This is a genomic window from Georgenia sunbinii, assembly GCF_036421875.1.
Taxonomy (GTDB): Bacteria; Actinomycetota; Actinomycetes; order Actinomycetales; family Actinomycetaceae; genus Georgenia_B; species Georgenia_B sunbinii.
This window is the reverse complement of the sequence record NZ_JAZGOL010000002.1, coordinates 609,009-627,835: the sequence shown is the minus strand read 5'-3', so window position 1 is coordinate 627,835 and position 18,827 is coordinate 609,009. Positions and strand designations below refer to the sequence as shown.

Sequence of the window (18,827 nt, the reverse complement as noted above, 5' to 3'; positions counted from 1 at the left end):
CACCTCAATCCCACTCGAGGGCGCCGCGGCGCCACTCGTAGACGAACGGCACGAGAATGATCGCGATGAAGGAGAGCGAGGCGATGAGTCCGAACATCGCGAGCTCTCCGAACGCGATCGCCCACGGCACGAGGAAGATGATCTCGATGTCGAAGACGATGAAGGTCATCGCCACGAGGTAGTACTTGATCGGGAAACGACCGGCCGCCGACGCGCGAGGCGTCGCCTCGACGCCGCACTCGTAGTTCGAGACCTTCACCCGGTTGTACCGCTTGGGTCCGATGACCGCGCTCGCCGCGATGCCGCCGATCGCCAGCAGGGCAGCGACCGCCGCCATGATGAGGATCGGGACGAAGGGGTTGCTCATGATGCCTCCCATACTGCTTCACACGGTCCCGCCGGCGGGACCGACCGTGCCGACTGCCGCGTGTCAGGTGCGACACACTGCCTGAGATGTCCGCTCTGCCGCGTCATGACGTCGGCACCGCCTTGCTCAGTGCACTGATGAGCCTATCCATCCAGTCCCCGTCCCGATGGTCGAAGCCGTCGGAGAGCAGCTTCATGACGAAGCGCATGAGGACCGGGCGGGGCAGGCCGTACTTGACGCAGGCCCGCATGATCTCCGGGCGCTCGATGATCCGGGCGAAGCCCTGGCCGAGCGTGAAGTAACCGCCGAGCTCGCTGCTGAGGATCTTCGGGTAGGTGACGAGCGTCTTCTCCATGCTGAACGGCGTGGTCCGCGCCAGCGCCTGGGAGACGACGTCTGCCGCGATCCGGCCGGACTGCATCGCGTAGGCGATGCCCTCACCGTTGAACGGCGAGACCATGCCGCCGGAGTCCCCGACGAGCAGCAGTCCCTGGGTGTAGTGCGGCTTGCGGTTGAACGCCATCGGCAGCGCGGCGCTGCGCAGCTTGCCGATCTGGTTCTCCGGGGTGAACTCCCACTCCGGCGGGGCATTGCGCATCCACTGCGCGAACAGGCCCTTGTAGTCGAGCTTGGTGGGCTTGGCGGTGGAGCTGAGGGAGCCCAGGCCGACGTTCGCGGTGCCGTCACCGAGCGCGAAGATCCAGCCGTAGCCGGGCTGCAGGTTCGACTTGCCGGGCTCGCCGTCCCACAGCTCGAGGTGCGACTCCATCATCGGGTCGTCGTGCCGGGGGGTCGTGAAGTAGGTACGGATCGCGACGCCCATGGGGCGGCTGTCGTTCTTCTCGATGCCCATCGTCGTGGCCAGACGCGCGGAGACGCCGCCGGCGTCGACGACGATCCGGGCCCGGTAGGAGCGCTCGACGCCGGTGCGCTTGCCCGCGGCGTCGACCTCTCGGGCGGTGACGCCGAGGATGCGCCCCGACCGCTCGTGACGGATCGGGCCGGTGACCGCGGTGCCCTCGACGAGTCGCGCCCCGCTGGCGACGGCGTGCCGCGCGAGCGTCTCGTCGAGGTTCATCCGGGAGCGGGCCAGGCCGTAGGACGGCATCTCGGCCAGCTCGGGCCACGGGATCTCGATGCGGTGGCCGCCGCCGTAGGTGCGCAGCCCCCAGTTGCGGATCCAGCCGTCCGACTCCGGGGTGGGCACGCCCATCCGGATCATCTCGGCGACCGCGCGGGGGGTGAGCCCGTCACCACAGACCTTGTCCCGCGGGAAGGTGGCCTTCTCCAGCAGGAGCACGTCGAGGCCGTTCTGCGCGAGGTAGTGCGCCGTCGCGGCGCCGGCCGGGCCTGCGCCGACGACGATGACGTCCGCGTCATCGGTGGCAGCGCGCACGTCGGCTCTCCTCTGGCAGGTGATGGCGGTGGGGACCTTCAGCGGGTCAAGACCGCGCAGCGAGTGTACAAACGTCGTGGGACAACTTCCCCTAAGGGTGCCCTAACTGGTGGCGCCGTGGCGCTCGTGACCGGCGGCGCGTGCCGGGGCTGGGAGGATAGGGATATGAGTCGAGCGAACCTGGACAAGCAGCCGCGCGAGGTGGCGGGGATGTTCGACGCCGTGGCGCACCGCTACGACGTCACGAACGACGTCCTCTCCCTGTGGCAGGACCGGGCGTGGCGGGTGGCGACCCGTCGGGCGGTGGCCGCCGAGCCAGGGATGCGGGTGCTCGACCTCGCCGCCGGCACCGGCACCTCCAGCGAGGAGCACGCCGACGCCGGGATCGAGGTCGTCCCGTGCGACTTCTCCACCGGCATGGTCGGGGTCGGCAAGCGCCGTCGCCCCGACCTCAGCTTCGTCGCGGGCGACGCCATGGCGCTGCCGTTCGCCGACGCCACCTTCGACGTCGTGACGATCTCGTTCGGGCTGCGCAACGTCGCCGACACCTCGCTCGCGCTGCGCGAGATGCTGCGGGTGACCCGGCCCGGCGGCCGGCTGGTCATCTGCGAGTTCTCCCGCCCGACCTTCGGGCCGTTCCGGGGCACCTACAACTGGTACCTGCGTCACGTGCTGCCCCGGGTGGCACGCCTGGTCTCGTCGAACACCGACGCCTACTCCTACCTCGCCGAGTCGATCACCGACTGGCCCGACCAGCTGGGCCTCGCCGGCCTGGTCTCCGAGGCCGGCTGGCGGTCGGTGGGCTACCGCAACCTCTCGGGCGGCATCGTCGCCCTGCACCGCGCCACCCGGCCCAGTGCCTGAGCAACGACGGACCGCCGGCACAGCGCGTGGTCGGCGCCGCCTGCTCGCTTAGACTGGCGCCGATGTCCACCGCACCTGCCGATGACCGCGGCGCCGACCAGCTCCTGGTGCGCACCGTGCCGATCGACGACCCCGGCGACCTCCTCGACCTCCTCCCGGACGCCGACCCGACGACGACGACGAGCTGGGTGCGGCGCGGCGACGGCCTCGTCGGCTGGGGCGTCGCCGCTCGGATCGACACCGCGGGCGCGTCACGGATGATCGACGCCGACGCGTGGTGGCGTCGGACCACGGCACGGTTCGTCGTGCGCGACGACGTGCGGCTGCCGGGCACCGGTCCGGTCGCCTTCGGCTCCTTCGCCTTCTCCCGGCGCTCCGCGGCCGGCGGCACGCTGGTCGTCCCGCGGGTGATCGTCGGACGCCGCGACGGACGTGCCTGGCTGACCATCGTCACCCCGCCCGAGCTCGGCCCCTCCCCCGGTCTCGACGACGTCCGTAGCGCCGTCACCGAGGTGACCCAGCCGGGCAACGTCGACTTCACCGACGGCGCGCTCGGCCGAGCACAGTGGCGCGAGGCGGTGGCCGAGGTGATCGACGTCATCCGGTCCGGCGAGGTGGAGAAGGTGGTGATGGCGCGCGACGTCGTCGCCACCACCGCGCACGATCTCGACGTCCGGCACCTGCTGCGCAACCTCACCGAGGAATACCCCACCTGCTGGACCTTCAACGTCGACCGGCTGGTGGGGGCCACCCCTGAGCTGCTCGTGCGGCGCGACCAGGGCCTCGTCGCCTGCCGGGTCCTCGCCGGGACCATCCAGCGCACCGGTGACGATGCCGCCGATCTTCACCACGCGGCCGAGCTGGCCCGTTCCTCCAAGGACCTCGGGGAGCACGAGCTCGCCGTCCGCTCGGTGGCCGAGGCCCTCGAGCCGTACTGCTCGAGCTTCAACGTGCCCGACGCGCCGTTCGTGCTGCACCTGCCCAACGTCATGCACCTCGCCAGTGACGTCACCGGGGTCATCGACCCGGCCACGGCCGGGAGCCCCACCTCGCTGGCTCTCGCCGCGGCGCTGCACCCCACCGCAGCCGTTGGTGGCACGCCCACCGCCCGGGCGGTCGACGTCCTCTTCGAGGCCGAGCGGATGGACCGGGCACGGTACGCCGGCCCGGTCGGCTGGATGGGCGCCGACGGCGACGGCGAGTGGGGCATCGCGCTGCGCTCCGGGGAGATCACCGGGCCGCGCACCATCCGGCTGTTCGCCGGCTGCGGCATCGTCGCAGCCTCGGACCCGGCAGCCGAGGTCGCCGAGTCCGAAGCCAAGCTCCGCCCCATGCGCAGTGCCCTCGCCCCCCGCTGACCCCGCCGTCCCGGCGACCCGCCCACCCCGGTGAGCCCGCTCACCCCGGCGGCCCGCCCCACCCGGTTAGGTAGATCTTCTGGGTGCTTATGACACGTCACAGGGATCGATCTAAGCCCCTAATGAGCGACCCAACCGGCAGGTGGCGGCGGGCGGGCGGCGGGGGCGGTGCCGCCGCCTTAGCCCAGCGACTCTTCGCGGGCGGCGAGCGTCGCGGTCACCTCGGTGGCGGCACCGTCACGCACGACGGTGAGGACGACGTCGTCGCCGGTGCCGTGCTGCCGGACGTAGCCGGTGAGCGAGGCCGCGCCGTCGGCGGTGCGGCCGTCGATCGCGGTGATGACGTCACCGGTGCGCAGCCCCGCATCGGCTGCCGGGGACCCCTGCTCCACCTGGCGCACCTCGGCTCCCCGACGAGTGACGCCGTCGGCGGTGGTCGTGGTGTCCCCCAGCCCCACGCCGAGGAACGCGTGCTCGGCGGTACCGTCCGCCACCAGCTGGGCCGCGACGTCGGAGGCCTGGTCGACCGGGATCGCGAAGCCGAGACCGATGCTGCCCGAGGCGGAGCCGCCGGAGAGCGTGGCGATCGAGGAGTTGATCCCGATGACCTCGCCCTGCGGGTTGAACAGCGGCCCGCCGGAGTTGCCCGGGTTGATCGCGGCGTCGACCTGGATCGCGTTGGTCACGACCGAGGCGCTCTCGCTCTGGGTGGCAACCGGGCGGTCGAGGGCCGAGATGATCCCGGTGGTGACCGTCGAGTCGAGGCCCAGCGGGTTGCCGACCGCAGCGACCGGCTCACCGACCACAAGGTCGCTGGAGGTGCCGAAAGTCGCCGGGACCAGGTCGTCGGGCGGGTCGACGAGGGCCAGGACCGCAAGGTCGGTCGTCTCGTCCTGGCCAACGATCTCGGCCTGGTACATACGGCCGTCGCTGAGGCTGACCGCGACCTCCTGCCCACCGTTGACGACGTGACTGTTGGTGAGGATGTGCCCGTCCGCGTCGAGGACGACGCCCGAGCCCGCGCCCTGTCCGCCGGCGGTCCGTACCTCGATGGCGACGACGGACTCACGCACGGCGTCGGCCACCGCCTGCCAGTCCGGCTGCTGAGCGGTGGCGTTGACCGGCACGGTCTGGGCGGTCTGCGTCTGTTCGATGCCCGCGGTCGGGACCGCCGGCTCGTCGAACGCTCCGGTGGCGGCCGCGGTGCCGACGCTGGCGAGCAGTGCGGCGGCCGCGGCAGTGCCGGAGATCGCCGCCCAGCCGAGCGGCCGGCGTCGCTTGCCGGGTCCCACCGGGTTCGCCGGCGGGGCGGGGGGCGGCCCGGCGGGGGGCGGCCCGGCGGGGGGCGGCCCGGCGGGGGGCGGCCCGGCGGGCGGCTGCCAGCCGGGTTGCCCGAAGGTCGACTCCTGGGGGCCGTGGTCACCGGGAGCCGCCGGCCAGGAGGCTCCGTACGCCGGTGCCGTGACCGGTGCGCCGACGGGGGCGGGCCAGTGGCTGGCGGGAGGCTCGGCGACCACCGGGGACGCGTGCGCCGTCGCGGACAAGCCCGCTGTCGGCGACAAGTCTGCTCTCGGCGACAAGTCTGCTCTCGCGGACAAGTCTGCTGTCGGGGACAAGTCTGCTGTCGGCGACAAGTCTGCTGTCGGGGCCGGGGCGGCGTCGCCGAGGGCGGCGGCCGCGTCGACGCGGCCCTGCCGGGCACGGCCGAGCACGGCCGCGACCTCGGCCTGTTCCTGAGCGATCCGTTCGGAGTCCGTGGTGCGGCCCCGGCTGGTGGTCTCGTCCATGATGTCCTCCTCGAGAGCTGAGGTTCCTAGAACACCCGCTCGACCTGACGCGACGCTGGGGGCTACCTGGGAGTTCACTGGGTGCTGCGCCACCGCCCGGTCTACCGTCGCTACGATCGCGGGACGTCATCCCCCCGACCACACGCGAGGAGTGCCTGTGCGACGTTCCCTCCGCCGCCCGGTGACCCGGCTGCGCGCCGACGGCTCACGCGACCGGCGCGCCGACGTGCTCGCCGGCGAGGAGCCGATGGAGCTACGGGTCGAGGGCGTGCCGTGGACCGTCACGATGCGCACCCCCGGCGACGACTTCGACCTCGCGATGGGCTTCCTGGTCTCCGAGGGGGTGGTGTGGCGGCCGGACCAGGTGGCCTCGGTCGGGTACGGCCCCGGCGTCAACCCCGACGGCAGCCGCAGCTACAACGTCGTCGACGTCCGGCTGTCTCCCGGCGTCGCCGCCCCGCACGAGGAGCACCGGCGCCACGTCTACACCTCCAGCTCCTGCGGGATCTGCGGCACCGCGTCGATCGAGGCGGTCACCCGCACCTCGCGGGTGCCGGTCGAGGACGGGCTGCGGGTGCCGCTCGCCGAGCTGCTCGCGATGACCGACCGGCTACGCGCCGACCAGTCGCTGTTCGACGCCACCGGCGGGGTGCACGCCGCCGCGCTGTTCGAGCTCGACGACGCCGGCCGTGCGGACCTTCGATGCCTGCGGGAGGACGTCGGCCGGCACAACGCGGTGGACAAGGTGGTCGGCTGGGCGCTGCGGGAGCGCGCCCTGCCGCAGCGGCGCGGTGTCCTGCAGGTCTCCGGCCGGGCGTCCTTCGAGCTGGTGCAGAAGGCCCGGATGGCGGGCATCTCGGTGCTGACCGCGGTGAGCGCGCCGTCGGCGCTCGCCGTCGACCTTGCCGAGGAGGCCGGCATCACGCTGGTCGGCTTCAGCCGCGGCGACGGCGCGAACGTCTACAGCCACCCCGACCGGATCGAGATCCCGCCCGCCTAGGTGTGATGTCACCTAGGCAGAGCGTCCGCGAGCGCCCCACTGCCGTTCCCCGGTGTGGCGGAACGCGAGGACGAGGGCACGGGCAGCGAGGACGAAGGCGAAGAGGAACAGCGTGACGCCCAGCAGCGGCAGCAGCCGGACGCCGTCGGTCAGCTCCGGTCCGCCGTCGGCGAGCACGAGGAGGATGGCGCAGACCGCCGCTGCGCCGGCGAGCAGTGTCATGACGAGCTGGCTGACGATGCCGGTGAGGAACGACCGGTCCTCGGGATCGGCGAGCACCCGGACGCGAACACTCAGCTCGCCGTGCTGCGCGGCGTCGGCGATCGCGTCGATCCGGCGCGGCAGCCGCTCGAGGACCGGCAGCACGCGCAGCAGCTGCTCCTCCAGGCCGGCCCGCACCGCGCCGGGTGCCAGACGGTCGCCGAAGACCTCCTCGCCCACCTCCCGGGAGACCTCGAGGAGGTCGAGGTCCGGGTCGAGCACCCGCAGCGTGCCCTCGAGCGCGGCGAGGGCACGGAAGGCGGCAGCGATCTGCGCGGGCACCGAGAACCCGTGGCGGACGACGACGGCCATGAGGTCGGTGAACAGGGCGGCCGAGCCGCTGGGTCCGTGCCCGTAGCGGACGATGAGCGAGCCGAGCTCCCGCTCGAGCTGCCGGTCGTCGAGGTGACGGGGCCGATCGAGGGCGTCGATGAGTGCGTCCGTCGCCGCCACGGGGTCCTCCCGGTCGACGGCGAGGACCAGCCGTCCCAGTGCGGTGCGCGCACCCTTGTCGAGCCGGCCCACCGAGCCGAAGTCGAGCAGCGTGAGGCCGCCGTCGTCGTCGAGCAGGACGTTGCCCGCGTGCAGGTCGGCGTGGAAGACGCCGCTGTCGAGGATCTGGTGGAGCACCGTGGCGAGCAGGTCCCGGGCGAGCTGGCGACGCCGCTCAGCCGGCAACCCGGCCAGCACGGTGCCGGCACGGCCGAGCTCGCGGCCGCGGGCCCGCTCCATCACCAGCACCCGCGGCCCGGACAGCTCCCGGTACACCTGGGGCACCCGCACCGCGGCCCCGAACGGCGACGGCGTGGTGCGGCGCACCGCGTCGGCGTTGTCCGCCTCGGTCCGGAAGTCGAGCTCGGCGTCGAGACTGGCGGCGAAGCCGTCGGCGAGCGCGCTCACCCGCAAGGCCCTTCCCCAGCCGGTGCTGCGCTCCAGCTGCCGCGCGAGGCGCCGCATGATGTCGAGGTCCGCGGCGACCTGCGCCCGGGCGTCGGCCCGCTGCACCTTGACCACCACCGCCGAACCGTCCGGCAGCCGTGCCGTGTGCACCTGGCCGATCGATGCGGCGGCCAGCGGCACGGCGTCGATCTCGGCGAAGGCCTCGGCCGGGTCGACACCGAGCTCGGCGCGCAGCGTCTGCTCGACGGCCGCCCACGCCTGCGGGGCGACCTGCGAGGTGAGCTTGCCGAGCTCGGCCGCGAAGGCCGGGCCGACGACGTCGGGCCGGGTGGAGAGCATCTGACCGAGTTTGACGAAGGTGACCCCGCCGTCACTCAGCGCCAGGCGCAGCGAGCGCGCGACCCGTGGAGCGTCGTCACCGAGGCCGGAGCGGCCGCGCGCGCGCAGGAACCCGCCCAGGCCGTGCCGCACTGCGATCCCGACGATCGTGGCGTAGCGGCGCGAGCGTCGGTAGCGCGCCGGGAGGTCCCGCAGGACGGCGACCGGCCGGGGCAGGCTGCCCGTGGGCACCATCGCCTCGAGGATGACGAGGATCCCGATCCCGACGGCGACCGACCAGGCCATGAGGAGGGTGTTGACCAGTGCCACCGTCAGCAGGTCGGCGTCGGCTGCCAGCCCGCCCTGGGCGTCGAGCCAGCCGAGGTCGCGGCCCAGGCGGCCGGCCACGGCAGTAGTGATGCCGATGACCGAGAGACTGACGAGGATCGTGCGGGGCCAGCCCACCGGCACGCCGAGGAGCCGGCGAGTGATGAAGCCGAGCAGCACGATGGTGACCGCGCTCATCACGATGTCCACGGGGCGTCAGCCTCTCGTCGGCGTCAGGACTGGGTCGATCCTAGGGGCGGTGAGGGACGGCTCCTGGTTCCGGCTCCTCATGCCTGCCGGTAGCGCACCGGCTCGCCCCGCGCGAGCCGCTCGCGCTGCGGGACGACGGTGTACTTCGGGTCGCGGGCAGAGGCCTGGCCGGCCTCGAAGACCGCCATCCGGGTGCAGAACGACCCGGCGAGCAGCGCCGCCCCGCTGAGCACCGCGGCCCATCGTCGGCGGCCGCTGACGACGGCGCCCGCCGCGCCGACGGCGGTGAGTACCTTGGCGGCGCGCATGTAGCGGCCACCGGTGCCCTCGTGCAGCGGCTCCGCGGTGATCCCCATCGACCGTTCCATCAGCTGCTCGGCGAGGAGCTCGACGACCGCGCCCCCGATCGCCAGCCGCCTGGCCGGGCCGGCCTGGGCGATGGGCACGACGACCATCGCCAGGCCGCCCGAGGCAGCGGCTGCGGAGGCGGTGAAGACGAACGGCAGCTCGCGGTAGGCCTCGTGCCACGAGGGGGTGGCGGTGTCGGCGAGCAGCACGGCGGTGTAGGCGGCCACCGGCGGCGCGGTGAGCGCCGCGAGGACCCCGGCCGGTCGACCGACGGCACGCATCAGCCGCACCGGACCGGCCGTGGCAGGCAGCGGGGTGAGACGGACGATCTCGTCGAGCGCGGCCACCCCGGCAGGAGCGCCGTAGAGGCTGAGCAACCAGGTCCCGACCGACATCGGCGAGGTGAGCCGCACGACTCGCATCATGTTGAGGAAGCGGGCAGGCCGGCCGAGGTCGTGGATGAGCGCGACGAGGCTCACGCTCAGTCCGGCGGCGGCGGTGAGCCGGCCCGCACGGCGCAGCGCGGGGCGCCCGCTGAGCTGGCCGCCGGCGGCCAGCAGAGAGGACCCCGCGGCGACCCCACCGGCGAAGATGTAGATCGGGATGTCGATCTCCCACGGCGACTCCTTGACCACCGGGCGGCCGTAGTAGGAGGTGAACTCGGCGTCGGGCACCGGCTGCGGATCGGTGCGGTCACGGCGGGTCCGGGGCCGACGACGGGGGGCGGCAGGCTGGTCCGGCCGGCTCATCGCTTCCCCAGGAAGGCGACGGCGGTACCGGCGAGCAGGGCGCCGGCGGCGACCGCCGCCCGGGCGAACATTCGCGGCAGGTCACGGGTGGTGACGACGGGGTCCGGCGGCAGTCCGTAGACCTCCGGCTCGTCGAGGAGGAGGAAGAAGGCACCCGCCCCGCCCACGCCGTCGTGCGGGTCGTGACCGTAGAGGCGGGCCTCGGCGACACCCTGCTCGACCAGGGTCGCTCGGCGCTGCTCGGCACGCTCGCGCAGCTCGTCGACGTCGCCGTACTGGATCGACTGGGTGGGGCACGCCTGCGCGCATGCCGGCTGCAGCCCGTCGCCGATCCGGTCGTAGCAGAGCGTGCACTTCTGGGCGATACCGACGTTGAGCGCCCCCTCGGGACCGCGGCGGCGCTCGATCACCCCGTAGGGGCAGGCCGGGACGCAGTAGCCGCAGCCGTTGCAGATGTCCGGCTGGACGACGACGGTCCCGAACTCGGTCCGGAACAACGAGCCGGTGGGGCACACATCCAGGCAGGCTGCGTGGGTGCAGTGCTTGCACACGTCGGAGGACATCAGCCAGCGGAAGTCGGGCAGCGCACCGTCCTCGTCGGCCATCGCCGGGCCGCTCGCGCAGCCGGTGGCCGAGGTGGCCTCGGCGCTGCCGCCCTCGCCGAGGGCGGCGAGGACGTCGACGTCGCCGGTCCCCGCCTCCGGCGCTGCCGTCGGGCCGCAGCCGCAGCTTCCACCGCAGCCACCGGCGTCGCCCGGTGCCGACGATGCGGGACCGGTGGCCGGCAAGGTCGGCAGCCGCCCGCCGCCCGGCATCCCGAGGTCGACAGCGGGCCGCTGCCGCTGCTCGATGAACGCGACGTGGCGCCAGGTGCTCGCGCCGAGCTCGCCGGTGTTGTCGAAGGACATCCCGAGCAGGTCAAGGTCCTCGCCACCGGGGATGAGGTTCCACTCCTTGCAGGCCACCTCGCAGGCCTTGCAGCCGATGCACACGCTGGTGTCGGTGAAGAACCCCTTGCGCGGCGGCGGGTCGGTGTAGCCGGCGTCGACGGCGGGGTCGATCGGGCCGAAGAGACTGTCCCTACCGGCCATCGTCGTCTCCTTCGCTCGGGGGTGGGGCGGCCCGGCGGATCGCCTCCGGGGCAGCGGTGACGATCGCGGCGGGGACGTCGGCCCCGGACCGTCGGCGGTACCTCGCGACGTAGTCGAGCAGCGCCGGGCCCCGCGGCCGGCGGCCGGGCTGCACGTCGCAGGTGCCGGCCTTGGTCTCCTGGATGAGGACGTTGGGGTCGAGCGTGATGCCGAACAGGTCGTTGGCGGAGTCGCCCGTGGTCAGGCCCCTGCTGCCCCAGTGGTAGGGCAGCCACACCTGGTGGACGACCCGGCCGGCGACCCGCAGCGGCCGCAGCCGGTCGGTGACCACCACCCGGCCCTCGACGGCGGCGCGCGCGGTGATGACGTGGCACCAGCCGAGGTGCTCCAGGCCCCGTTCGCGCGCCAGCGCCGGGGAGACCTCGATGAACATCTCCGGCTGCAGCTCGGCGAGGTAGGCCAGCGTGCGGCTCATCGCCCCGGCGGTGTGGTGCTCGGTGAGCCGGCTGGTGGTGAACACGAAGGGGAAGGAGGCGTCGTCGTCGGGCGGGCTCGGGTTCATCGGGTTGATCGGGTCGCGGTACTCGATCCGGGTGGGGTTGGCCTGCTGCCCGTAGAGCGCGTTGCGGAACGGGGACTCCACCGGTTCGTAGTGGGTGGGCAGCGGCCCGTCGATGAGCCCCTGCGGCACGAACAGCGCGCCGCGGCCGTCGCCCTGCATGATGAACGCGTCGGTGCCGTCAAGCGCGTCGGCCCCCTCGGTGCCCGCCTCGTGCCGGAACGACGGCGGGAGGTTCTTCGGGAAGTCCGGGACGTCGTGCCCGGTCCACTCCTCGGCGTCCTCGTCCCACCACACGTAGGCCTTGCGCTCGCTCCACGGCTTGCCGTCGGGGTCGGCCGAGGCCCGGTTGTAGAGGATCCGGCGGTTGGCCGGCCACACCCAGCCCCACTCCGGCGCCACCCAGCTCTGCTCGCTGCCGGGTTTGCGGCGGGCGGCCTGGTTGACGCCGTCGGCGAACACGCCGGTGTAGATCCAGCAGCCACCAGCGGTGGTGCCGTCGGCCCTCATCTCGGCGAAGGAGGACAGCAGCCGGCCGGTCTCGAGGTCGTAGCCGTTGATCTCCTTGAGGACGGCCTCCGCGCTGGGCTCGTCGTGCTCGCCGTGGAGCGGGTAGTCCCAGGCGAGGTCGAGCAGCGGCCGGTCCCGCTCGCGGTCGGAGCCCGCCAGCCGCTCGCGCAGCATCCGGCCCAAGTGGTAGAAGAACCACAGCTCCGAGCGGCGGTCCCCGGTGGGGTCGACCGCCTTCTCCCGCCACTGCAGCATCCGCTGGGTCTGGGTGAAGGTGCCCTCCTTCTCCACGTGCGAGGCGGCGGGCAGCAGGAAAACCTCGGTGGCGCACTCCTCGGTGACGATCTCCCCGGTCTCGATCTCCGAGGCGTCCTTCCAGAAGCTCGCGCTCTCGATCTCGTACAGGTCGCGCACGACCAGCCAGTCGAGGTTGGCCATCCCCAGCCGCTGCGCGCGGCCGTGCGCCGAGCCGACGGCGGGGTTCTGGCCGAGCAGGAAGTAGCCCTTGACCGTGCCCTCGATCATGTCGAGCACGGTGCGGTAGGTGCCGTGGTCGCCGGTGATCTTGGGGACGTAGTCGTAGCAGTAGTCGTTCTCGGGGGTGGCGGCCTCGCCCCAGTAGGCCTTGAGCAGGCTCGTGGCGTAGGCCTCGGCGTTGCCCCAGAAGCCCTTGGCGCCGGGCATGCTCATCGACGCCACCCAGCTCTGCCGGTCCGGGTGCTGGGTGGCGTCGGGCATCTCGAGGTAGCCCGGCAGCAGGTTGAACAGCGTGGGGATGTCGGTGGAGCCCTGGATGCTCGCGTGGCCGCGCAGCGCCATGATGCCGCCGCCCGGCCGGCCCATGTTGCCCAGCAGCAGCTGGAGGATGGCGCCGGTGCGGATGTACTGCGCGCCGACGCTGTGCTGCGTCCAGCCGACGCTGTAGACCAGCGCCGTCGTCCGCTCCCGGCCGGAGGCGGCCGCCCACGCCTGGGCCACCTCGAGGAACTGCTCCTCGGAGATGCCGCAGGTCTCGGCGACCAGCTGCGGGGTGTACCGCGCGAAGTGCCGCTTGAGGACCTGGTACACGGTGCGGGGGTGCTGGAGCGTCTCGTCGCGCTGCGGGTCGGCCATCACCGGCATGCCGTGCGCCTCGTGCTGCATGCCGGACGCCGTCGCCCGTTCCTCGGACTCCTCGTGCTCGTCCTCGCCGCTGCCCTCGCGGCCGGTGTACTGCCACGACCCGGTGTCGTAGGTCCGGGTGTCTTGGTCGAAGCCGGAGAACAGGCCGTCGAGGTCGTCGGTGTCGACGTACTCCTCGGAGAGGATCGTCGAGGCGTTGGTGTAGGCCAGCACGTACTCCCGGAAGTCGAGCTCGTTGGTCAGCACGTGGTTGATGATCGCGCCGAGGAAGACGATGTCGGTGCCCACCCGGATCGGCACGAAGGTGTCCGCGAGCGCGCTCGTGCGGGTGAACCGCGGGTCGACGTGGATGACCTTGGCCCCCCGGGCCTTGGCCGCCATCACCCACTGGAAGCCGACCGGGTGCGCCTCGGCCATGTTCGAGCCCTGGATGACGATGCAGTCGGCGTTGGCCAGGTCCTGCTGGAAGCCGGTGGCACCGCCCCGGCCGAAGCTGGTCCCCAGACCGGGGACCGTCGCGGAGTGTCAAATACGGGCCTGGTTCTCGATCTGCACCGCGCCCATGGCGGTGAACAGCTTCTTGATGAGGTAGTTCTCCTCGTTGTCGAGGGTGGCGCCGCCGAGCCCGGCGATGCCGAGGGTGCGACGCACGTGGCGGCCCTCGGCGTCGGTGTCCTGCCAGGTGGCGTCGCGGGCGGCGAGCACCCGGTCGGCGATCATCTCCATCGCGGTGCCGAGGTCGAGCTCCTCCCACTCGCTGCCGTACGGGCGTCGGTAACGGACCTTCGCGAGCCGTTCCGGACCGGTGACCAGGCTCTTGCTCGCCGCCCCCTTGGGGCACAGCCGGCCGCGGGAGATCGGGCTGTCCGGGTCGCCCTCGATCTGGATGACCTGCTCGTCCTTGACGTAGACCCGCTGACCGCAGCCGACGGCGCAGTAGGGGCATACGCTCTTCGCGACGCGGTCGGCGGTGGCGGTCCGCGGGGTGAGCTCCTCGGTGTGCCGGGAACGGGCGGCCGAGCCGCGGCCGAGGGGGTCGTCGCCGCGCAGCTGGCGCACGACGGGCCAGCTGAGGAACGTCTTGCGGACCATGTCGACCTCCTTCGGGCGGCGGGACCTACGGTACCGAGCGCGCGGTCACCGCCGCACGCGGATGGTCCAGTCCTCGGCGGGCACCAGCTCCCCGATGACCGGGTGGCCGGGGATCTCGCCGACGACGAGCAGCCCGCCCGAGGTCTGCGCGTCGGCGAGCAGCACGAGCTCGCCGTCGTCGACCTCGGAGTCCAGGTGCGGGCGGACCCAGTCGAGGTTCCGGCGGCTGCCCCCGGGGACGAACCCCTCGGCCAGCGAGCTGCGCGCGCCGTCGAGGTAGGGCACCGTCGCCGCGTCGATGACGGCGCTGACGCCGCTGGCGCGGGCGAGCTTGTACAGGTGGCCGAGCAGCCCGAAGCCGGTGACGTCGGTGGCGCAGGTGAGCCCGGCGTCCAGCGCCGCCCGCGACGCGTCCCGGTTGAGGGTGGTCATCGTGGCGACGGCGTGCTCGAAACGTTCCCCGGTGGCCTTGTGCCGGTTGTTAAGGACGCCGAGGCCGAGCGGCTTGGTGAGGGTGAGCGGGAGGCCGGCCCGGCCGGCATCGTTGCGCAGCAGCCGGTCGGCGTCGGCGATCCCGGTGACCGCCTGGCCGTACTTGGGCTCCGGGTCGTCGACGCTGTGCCCGCCGCCGAGCACCGCGCCGGCCGTGTGGACCACGTCAGCGCCGCCGCGCAGCACCTCGGCGGCGACGTCGAACGGGATGCGGTCGCGCGGCCAGGAGAGCAGGTTGACGGCGACGAGCGGGGTGCCGCCCATCGCGTAGACGTCCGACAGCGCGTTGGTCGCCGCGATCCGGCCGAAGTCGTACGGGTCGTCGACGACGGGGGTGAAGAAGTCGGCGGTGACGATGATCGCGCGGTTGCCGTCGATCCGGACCGCGGCCGCGTCGTCGCCGTTCTCCAGGCCGACGAGGATGTTCTCCCCCACCGACAGCGGCAGCCCGCCGAGCACCCGCTCCAGCTCACCCGGTGGCACCTTGCACGCGCACCCGCCGCCGGACGCGTGCTGGGTCAGCCGGAGCTCGGGATATGTGGCGGCGGTCACCTCGCCTACCTTAGGTCGCCGTGTCGTCGCCGTCGACAGCCGCCGTGCCGGCACGGGCAGCCGGGTCCCTGCGCGACCGGCGGCCCGTGGCTAGGCTGACCGGCGGAGGCGTACCTCGTCTGGTGACGGGCGCGGTCTTCAACACCGTTGGGGTCGAGCATCTCGGCCAGGCGGGTTCGATTCCCGTCCGCCTCCGCCAACTCAGCCGCCGAGCGAAGGAGCCCGCCGTGACCGATCCGCGGCGGGCGACACCGCGCACCGACGAGGTCCTCGCGGACCCGGCGCTGCGGGCCGGCACCGAGCGGCTCGGCCCCGACCTCGTGCGCGACGTCGCCCGGGCCACCATCGAGCGGTGCCGGCAGGGGCTCGTCGCGCCGGCGGACGTCGCCGCGGTGGCCGCCGCGGCGCTGCCCGCGGCCGCCACGTCGATGCGTCCGGTGATCAACGCGAGCGGGGTGCTCGTGCACACCAACCTCGGGCGGGCGCCGCTGTCGGCCGCCGCGACGGAGGCGCTGACGGTGGCGGCGGGCACCACCGACGTCGAGCTCGACCTCGCCACCGGGCGGCGGGGGCCGCGCGGCCGCGGTGCGCTGCAGTCGCTGGCGCGTGCCGTGCCGGACGCCGGCGGTGTCCACGTCGTCAACAACGGCGCGGCGGCGCTGGCGCTGGTCGCGCTCGCGATGGCGGCCGGCCGGACCATCGTCGTCGCCCGCGGTGAGCTCGTCGAGATCGGCGACGGCTTCCGCATCCCCGAGCTGCTCGAGTCGGTCGGCGCGCGGCTGCGCGAGGTCGGCACGACCAACCGGGTGCGGCTGGCCGACTACGAGGCCGCGATCGACGACGACGTCGCCCTCGTGCTCAAGGTCCACCCGTCGAACTTCCAGGTCACCGGGTTCACGTCGAGCGTGCCGGTGGCCGAGCTCGCCGGGCTGCCGGTGCCGGTCGTGGTCGACATCGGCTCCGGGCTGCTCGCGCCGCACCGCCGGCTGCCCGACGAGCCGTCGGCCTCCCGGGCGCTGCGCGACGGCGCCGCGCTCGTCACCGCCTCGGGCGACAAGCTGCTCGGCGGGCCGCAGTGCGGCCTGCTGCTCGGCGACGGCGCACTGGTCGAGTCGCTGCGGCGCCACCCGTTCGCCCGCGCGCTGCGCATCGACAAGCTCACCCTCGCCGCCCTCGAGGCGACCCTCACCGGGCCGCTCGCCCCGGTGCCGGCCGCGCTGGCCACCGACCCCGCCGAGCTCATGCGGCGTGCGGTCCGGATCGCCGCGGAGCTGCCTCCGGGGACCGCCGCCGAGGCGGTAGCGACGACGGCCGCGGTCGGCGGCGGCGGCGCACCGGGGGTCGAGCTGAGCAGCGCCGCGGTGGCGGTGCCGGCGGCGCTGGCCGGGCCGCTGCGGGCCGGGCGGACGCCGATGGTCGGGCGCGCCCACCGTGGCCGGCTGCTGCTCGACCTGCTGGCGGTCGCGCCGGACCAGGACGACGTCCTCGTCGCCGCGGTCCGTCAGGCGTCGCTCGCCGCCGAGCCGGGGGAAGCCGATGAGCCCGGGCGGGACGGCGAGCCCGGGCGGGAAGGCGGAGCCGGCTGATGCACGTCGTGGCCACCGCCGGGCACGTGGACCACGGGAAGTCCGCTCTGGTGGCGGCGCTCACCGGCGGCCGCCCGGACCGGCTCGCCGAGGAGCAGCGCCGCGGGCTGTCGATCGAGCTCGGCTACGTGTGGACGTCCTGGCCCGACGTCGGGCACGTCGCCTTCGTCGACGTACCGGGCCACGAGCGGTTCATCACGACGACGCTCGCCGGCCTCGGCCCGGTGCCGGCCGTGCTGTTCGTCGTCGCCGCGGACGACCCCTGGATGCCGCAGGCCGCCGAGCACCTCGCCGCGCTCGACGGCCTCGGCGTCGCGCACGCGGTGCTGGCGGTGACCCGCGCCGACCTCGCCGACCCCGCGCCGGCCCGCGAGCGCGCGCTGGCCGAGCTCGGCCGGACCTCGCTGCACGGCGTCCGCGCGGTCGCCGTCAGCGCGCGCACCGGTGAGGGGCTGACCGAGCTGCGCGAGGCGCTGACCGAGATGCTCGGGCAGCTGCCAGTACCGGACCCCGGCGCCGCGGTGCGGCTGTGGGTGGACCGCAGCTTCACGATGACCGGTGCCGGCAGCGTCGTCACCGGCACGCTGCCCGCCGGTCGGGTCGCGGTCGGTGACCGGCTGGCCACCGCCGCCGGTACCTACCGGGTCCGCGGGGTGCAGTCGCTGGGCGAACCGGTCGCCGCCACCGACGGGACGGCGCGGGTGGCGCTCAACATCGTGGGCGAGCCGCCGGTCGAGCGTGGTGACGCGCTGGTGGCTCCCGGGGCCTGGCACCACACCGAGGTCCTCGACGTGCGGGTGTCGGAAGTGCCGCTCGGCACGGCCGCACTGCCACCCGGCACGTCACCCGTGCCCGGCGCGGCCATGCCGACGGGCACCCAGCCGCCGGGCCCCCAGCCGCCGCAGCGACCGATGCTCCACGTCGGCTCGGCGACCCTGCCGACCCACTACCGGCCGCTGGCACCCGGACTGGCACGGCTCACCCTCGACCGCCCGGTGCCGCTGCGGATCGGGGACCGTGCGCTGCTGCGCGACCCCGGCACCCGCCGGTTGTGGGCAGCCACCGTGCTCGACCCGGCGCCACCGCCGCTGCGCCGGCGAGGGGCGGCACAGACCCGCGCGGCGGTACTCGCCGACCACGACGGCGCCGCCCGCCTCGTCCCCGAGATGGCGCGGCGCGGCACGGCCTCGAGCGACCTCCTCGCCCGCCTCGGCGTCGAGGTCCCCGCCGCGCCCCCGGCCGGCATCGTCACCGCCGACGGCTGGCTGCTGAGTCCCCACCGGGCCGCGACGGCCGCGCGCGAGATCACGGCCGCGGTCGAGGAGCAGGCGCGGGCCGCACCGCTCGAGCCGCCCCTCACGCTGGACGCGCTCGCGACGCGGGTCGGACTGCCGAGCCCCGCCCTGGTGGCCGCGGTGGCTCCGCCGTCGCTGCAGCTCGACGCCGGCCGGGTGTCGCCGAGGCACGTCGCGGCTGTCCCCGCACCGGTGAGCGCCGCCGTGGCGGCGCTGCGCGACGATCTCGACGGTCGGCCGTTCGCGGCGCCCGCGACGCCCCGGCTGGCCGAGCTGGGGCTGGACGGCGAGGTCCAGACCGCGGCAGTACGCGCCGGGCTGGTGCTGCGCCCTGCCGCCGGCGTCGTCCTGCTCGCCGGCGCCGACGACGCTGCTGCCGGTCTGCTCGCCGAGCTGCCGCAGCCGTTCAACGTCAGCGAGGCCCGGCAGCGGCTCGGCTCCAGCCGGCGGGTGGTGCTCCCGCTGCTCGCCCACCTCGACCGCACCGGCCGCACCCGCCGGCTGCCGGACGACCGTCGCGAGGTCACCGGCCGCTGAGCGGTCACCGGCCGCTGAGCGGTCCCGGGCTCGTGGCGGCCCCCGTCCGCCCAGCCTGCGAGCACCGCACCACCGCTCGTCTCACGATCTGAGAATCTGCTGAGGC

Annotated in this window: 13 protein-coding genes and 1 tRNA gene; 6 read left to right on the top strand and 8 right to left on the bottom strand. The window is 73.9% G+C overall.

What is annotated here, in order from left to right; genetic code table 11:
• Nucleotides 1-4: 4 nt before the first annotated feature.
• Both V2J52_RS07245 and V2J52_RS07240 read right to left on the bottom strand, forming a co-directional pair.
• Nucleotides 5-367 carry an NADH-quinone oxidoreductase subunit A gene (locus V2J52_RS07245; protein WP_331226997.1) on the bottom strand — a complete coding sequence of 121 codons (363 nt, stop codon included), beginning with the start codon at nucleotides 365-367 and terminating at the stop codon, nucleotides 5-7.
• 103 nt (nucleotides 368-470) lie between these two features.
• Complete coding sequence (locus V2J52_RS07240; RefSeq protein ID WP_331226996.1) at nucleotides 471-1,763, bottom strand: geranylgeranyl reductase family protein; 1,293 nt, start codon at nucleotides 1,761-1,763, stop codon at nucleotides 471-473.
• Between the two features lie 165 nt (nucleotides 1,764-1,928).
• Between V2J52_RS07240 and V2J52_RS07235 the strand changes: the two genes are divergently transcribed.
• Nucleotides 1,929-2,627 carry a demethylmenaquinone methyltransferase gene (locus V2J52_RS07235; RefSeq protein WP_331226995.1) on the top strand — a complete coding sequence of 233 codons (699 nt, stop codon included), beginning with the start codon at nucleotides 1,929-1,931 and terminating at the stop codon, nucleotides 2,625-2,627.
• Nucleotides 2,628-2,689: 62 nt separating this feature from the next.
• Nucleotides 2,690-3,985: an isochorismate synthase gene (locus tag V2J52_RS07230; protein ID WP_331226994.1), complete on the top strand. Its 1,296-nt coding sequence runs from the start codon at nucleotides 2,690-2,692 to the stop codon at nucleotides 3,983-3,985.
• Between the two features lie 179 nt (nucleotides 3,986-4,164).
• Here the strand turns inward: V2J52_RS07230 and V2J52_RS07225 are convergent, their stop codons facing one another.
• On the bottom strand, nucleotides 4,165-5,772 hold the full coding sequence (locus V2J52_RS07225; RefSeq protein ID WP_331226993.1) for a S1C family serine protease: 1,608 nt from the start codon (nucleotides 5,770-5,772) through the stop codon (nucleotides 4,165-4,167).
• A 157-nt stretch (nucleotides 5,773-5,929) separates the two neighbouring features.
• Here V2J52_RS07225 and fdhD point away from each other — a divergent pair, with 157 nt between their 5' ends.
• Nucleotides 5,930-6,772: a formate dehydrogenase accessory sulfurtransferase FdhD gene (gene fdhD, locus V2J52_RS07220; RefSeq protein ID WP_331226992.1), complete on the top strand. Its 843-nt coding sequence runs from the start codon at nucleotides 5,930-5,932 to the stop codon at nucleotides 6,770-6,772.
• A gap of 12 nt (nucleotides 6,773-6,784) precedes the next feature.
• Here fdhD and V2J52_RS07215 read toward each other — a convergent pair whose 3' ends face one another.
• The 5 genes from V2J52_RS07215 to selD form a co-directional block, all read right to left on the bottom strand.
• On the bottom strand, nucleotides 6,785-8,776 hold the full coding sequence (locus V2J52_RS07215) for an ABC1 kinase family protein (RefSeq protein ID WP_331226991.1): 1,992 nt from the start codon (nucleotides 8,774-8,776) through the stop codon (nucleotides 6,785-6,787).
• An 89-nt stretch (nucleotides 8,777-8,865) separates the two neighbouring features.
• Nucleotides 8,866-9,885: an NrfD/PsrC family molybdoenzyme membrane anchor subunit gene (gene nrfD / locus V2J52_RS07210; RefSeq protein ID WP_331226990.1), complete on the bottom strand. Its 1,020-nt coding sequence runs from the start codon at nucleotides 9,883-9,885 to the stop codon at nucleotides 8,866-8,868.
• Nucleotides 9,882-10,976 carry a 4Fe-4S dicluster domain-containing protein gene (locus V2J52_RS07205; protein ID WP_331226989.1) on the bottom strand — a complete coding sequence of 365 codons (1,095 nt, stop codon included), beginning with the start codon at nucleotides 10,974-10,976 and terminating at the stop codon, nucleotides 9,882-9,884. Before V2J52_RS07205 ends, nrfD begins: the two co-directional genes overlap by 4 nt.
• Nucleotides 10,966-14,259, bottom strand: coding sequence for a formate dehydrogenase (gene fdh / locus V2J52_RS07200; protein ID WP_331226988.1), 3,294 nt, complete (start codon nucleotides 14,257-14,259; stop codon nucleotides 10,966-10,968). Before fdh ends, V2J52_RS07205 begins: the two co-directional genes overlap by 11 nt.
• Nucleotides 14,260-14,304: 45 nt before the next feature.
• Nucleotides 14,305-15,303, bottom strand: coding sequence for a selenide, water dikinase SelD (gene selD, locus V2J52_RS07195; RefSeq protein ID WP_331226987.1), 999 nt, complete (start codon nucleotides 15,301-15,303; stop codon nucleotides 14,305-14,307).
• 104 nt (nucleotides 15,304-15,407) lie between these two features.
• Here selD and V2J52_RS07190 point away from each other — a divergent pair.
• From V2J52_RS07190 to V2J52_RS07180, 3 genes are all read left to right on the top strand, one after another.
• A tRNA-Sec gene (locus V2J52_RS07190) sits at nucleotides 15,408-15,502 on the top strand.
• A 28-nt stretch (nucleotides 15,503-15,530) separates the two neighbouring features.
• Complete coding sequence (gene selA, locus V2J52_RS07185; RefSeq protein WP_331226986.1) at nucleotides 15,531-16,889, top strand: L-seryl-tRNA(Sec) selenium transferase; 1,359 nt, start codon at nucleotides 15,531-15,533, stop codon at nucleotides 16,887-16,889.
• On the top strand, nucleotides 16,889-18,721 hold the full coding sequence (locus V2J52_RS07180; protein ID WP_331226985.1) for a SelB domain-containing protein: 1,833 nt from the start codon (nucleotides 16,889-16,891) through the stop codon (nucleotides 18,719-18,721). Before selA ends, V2J52_RS07180 begins: the two co-directional genes overlap by 1 nt.
• Nucleotides 18,722-18,827 lie beyond the last annotated feature (106 nt).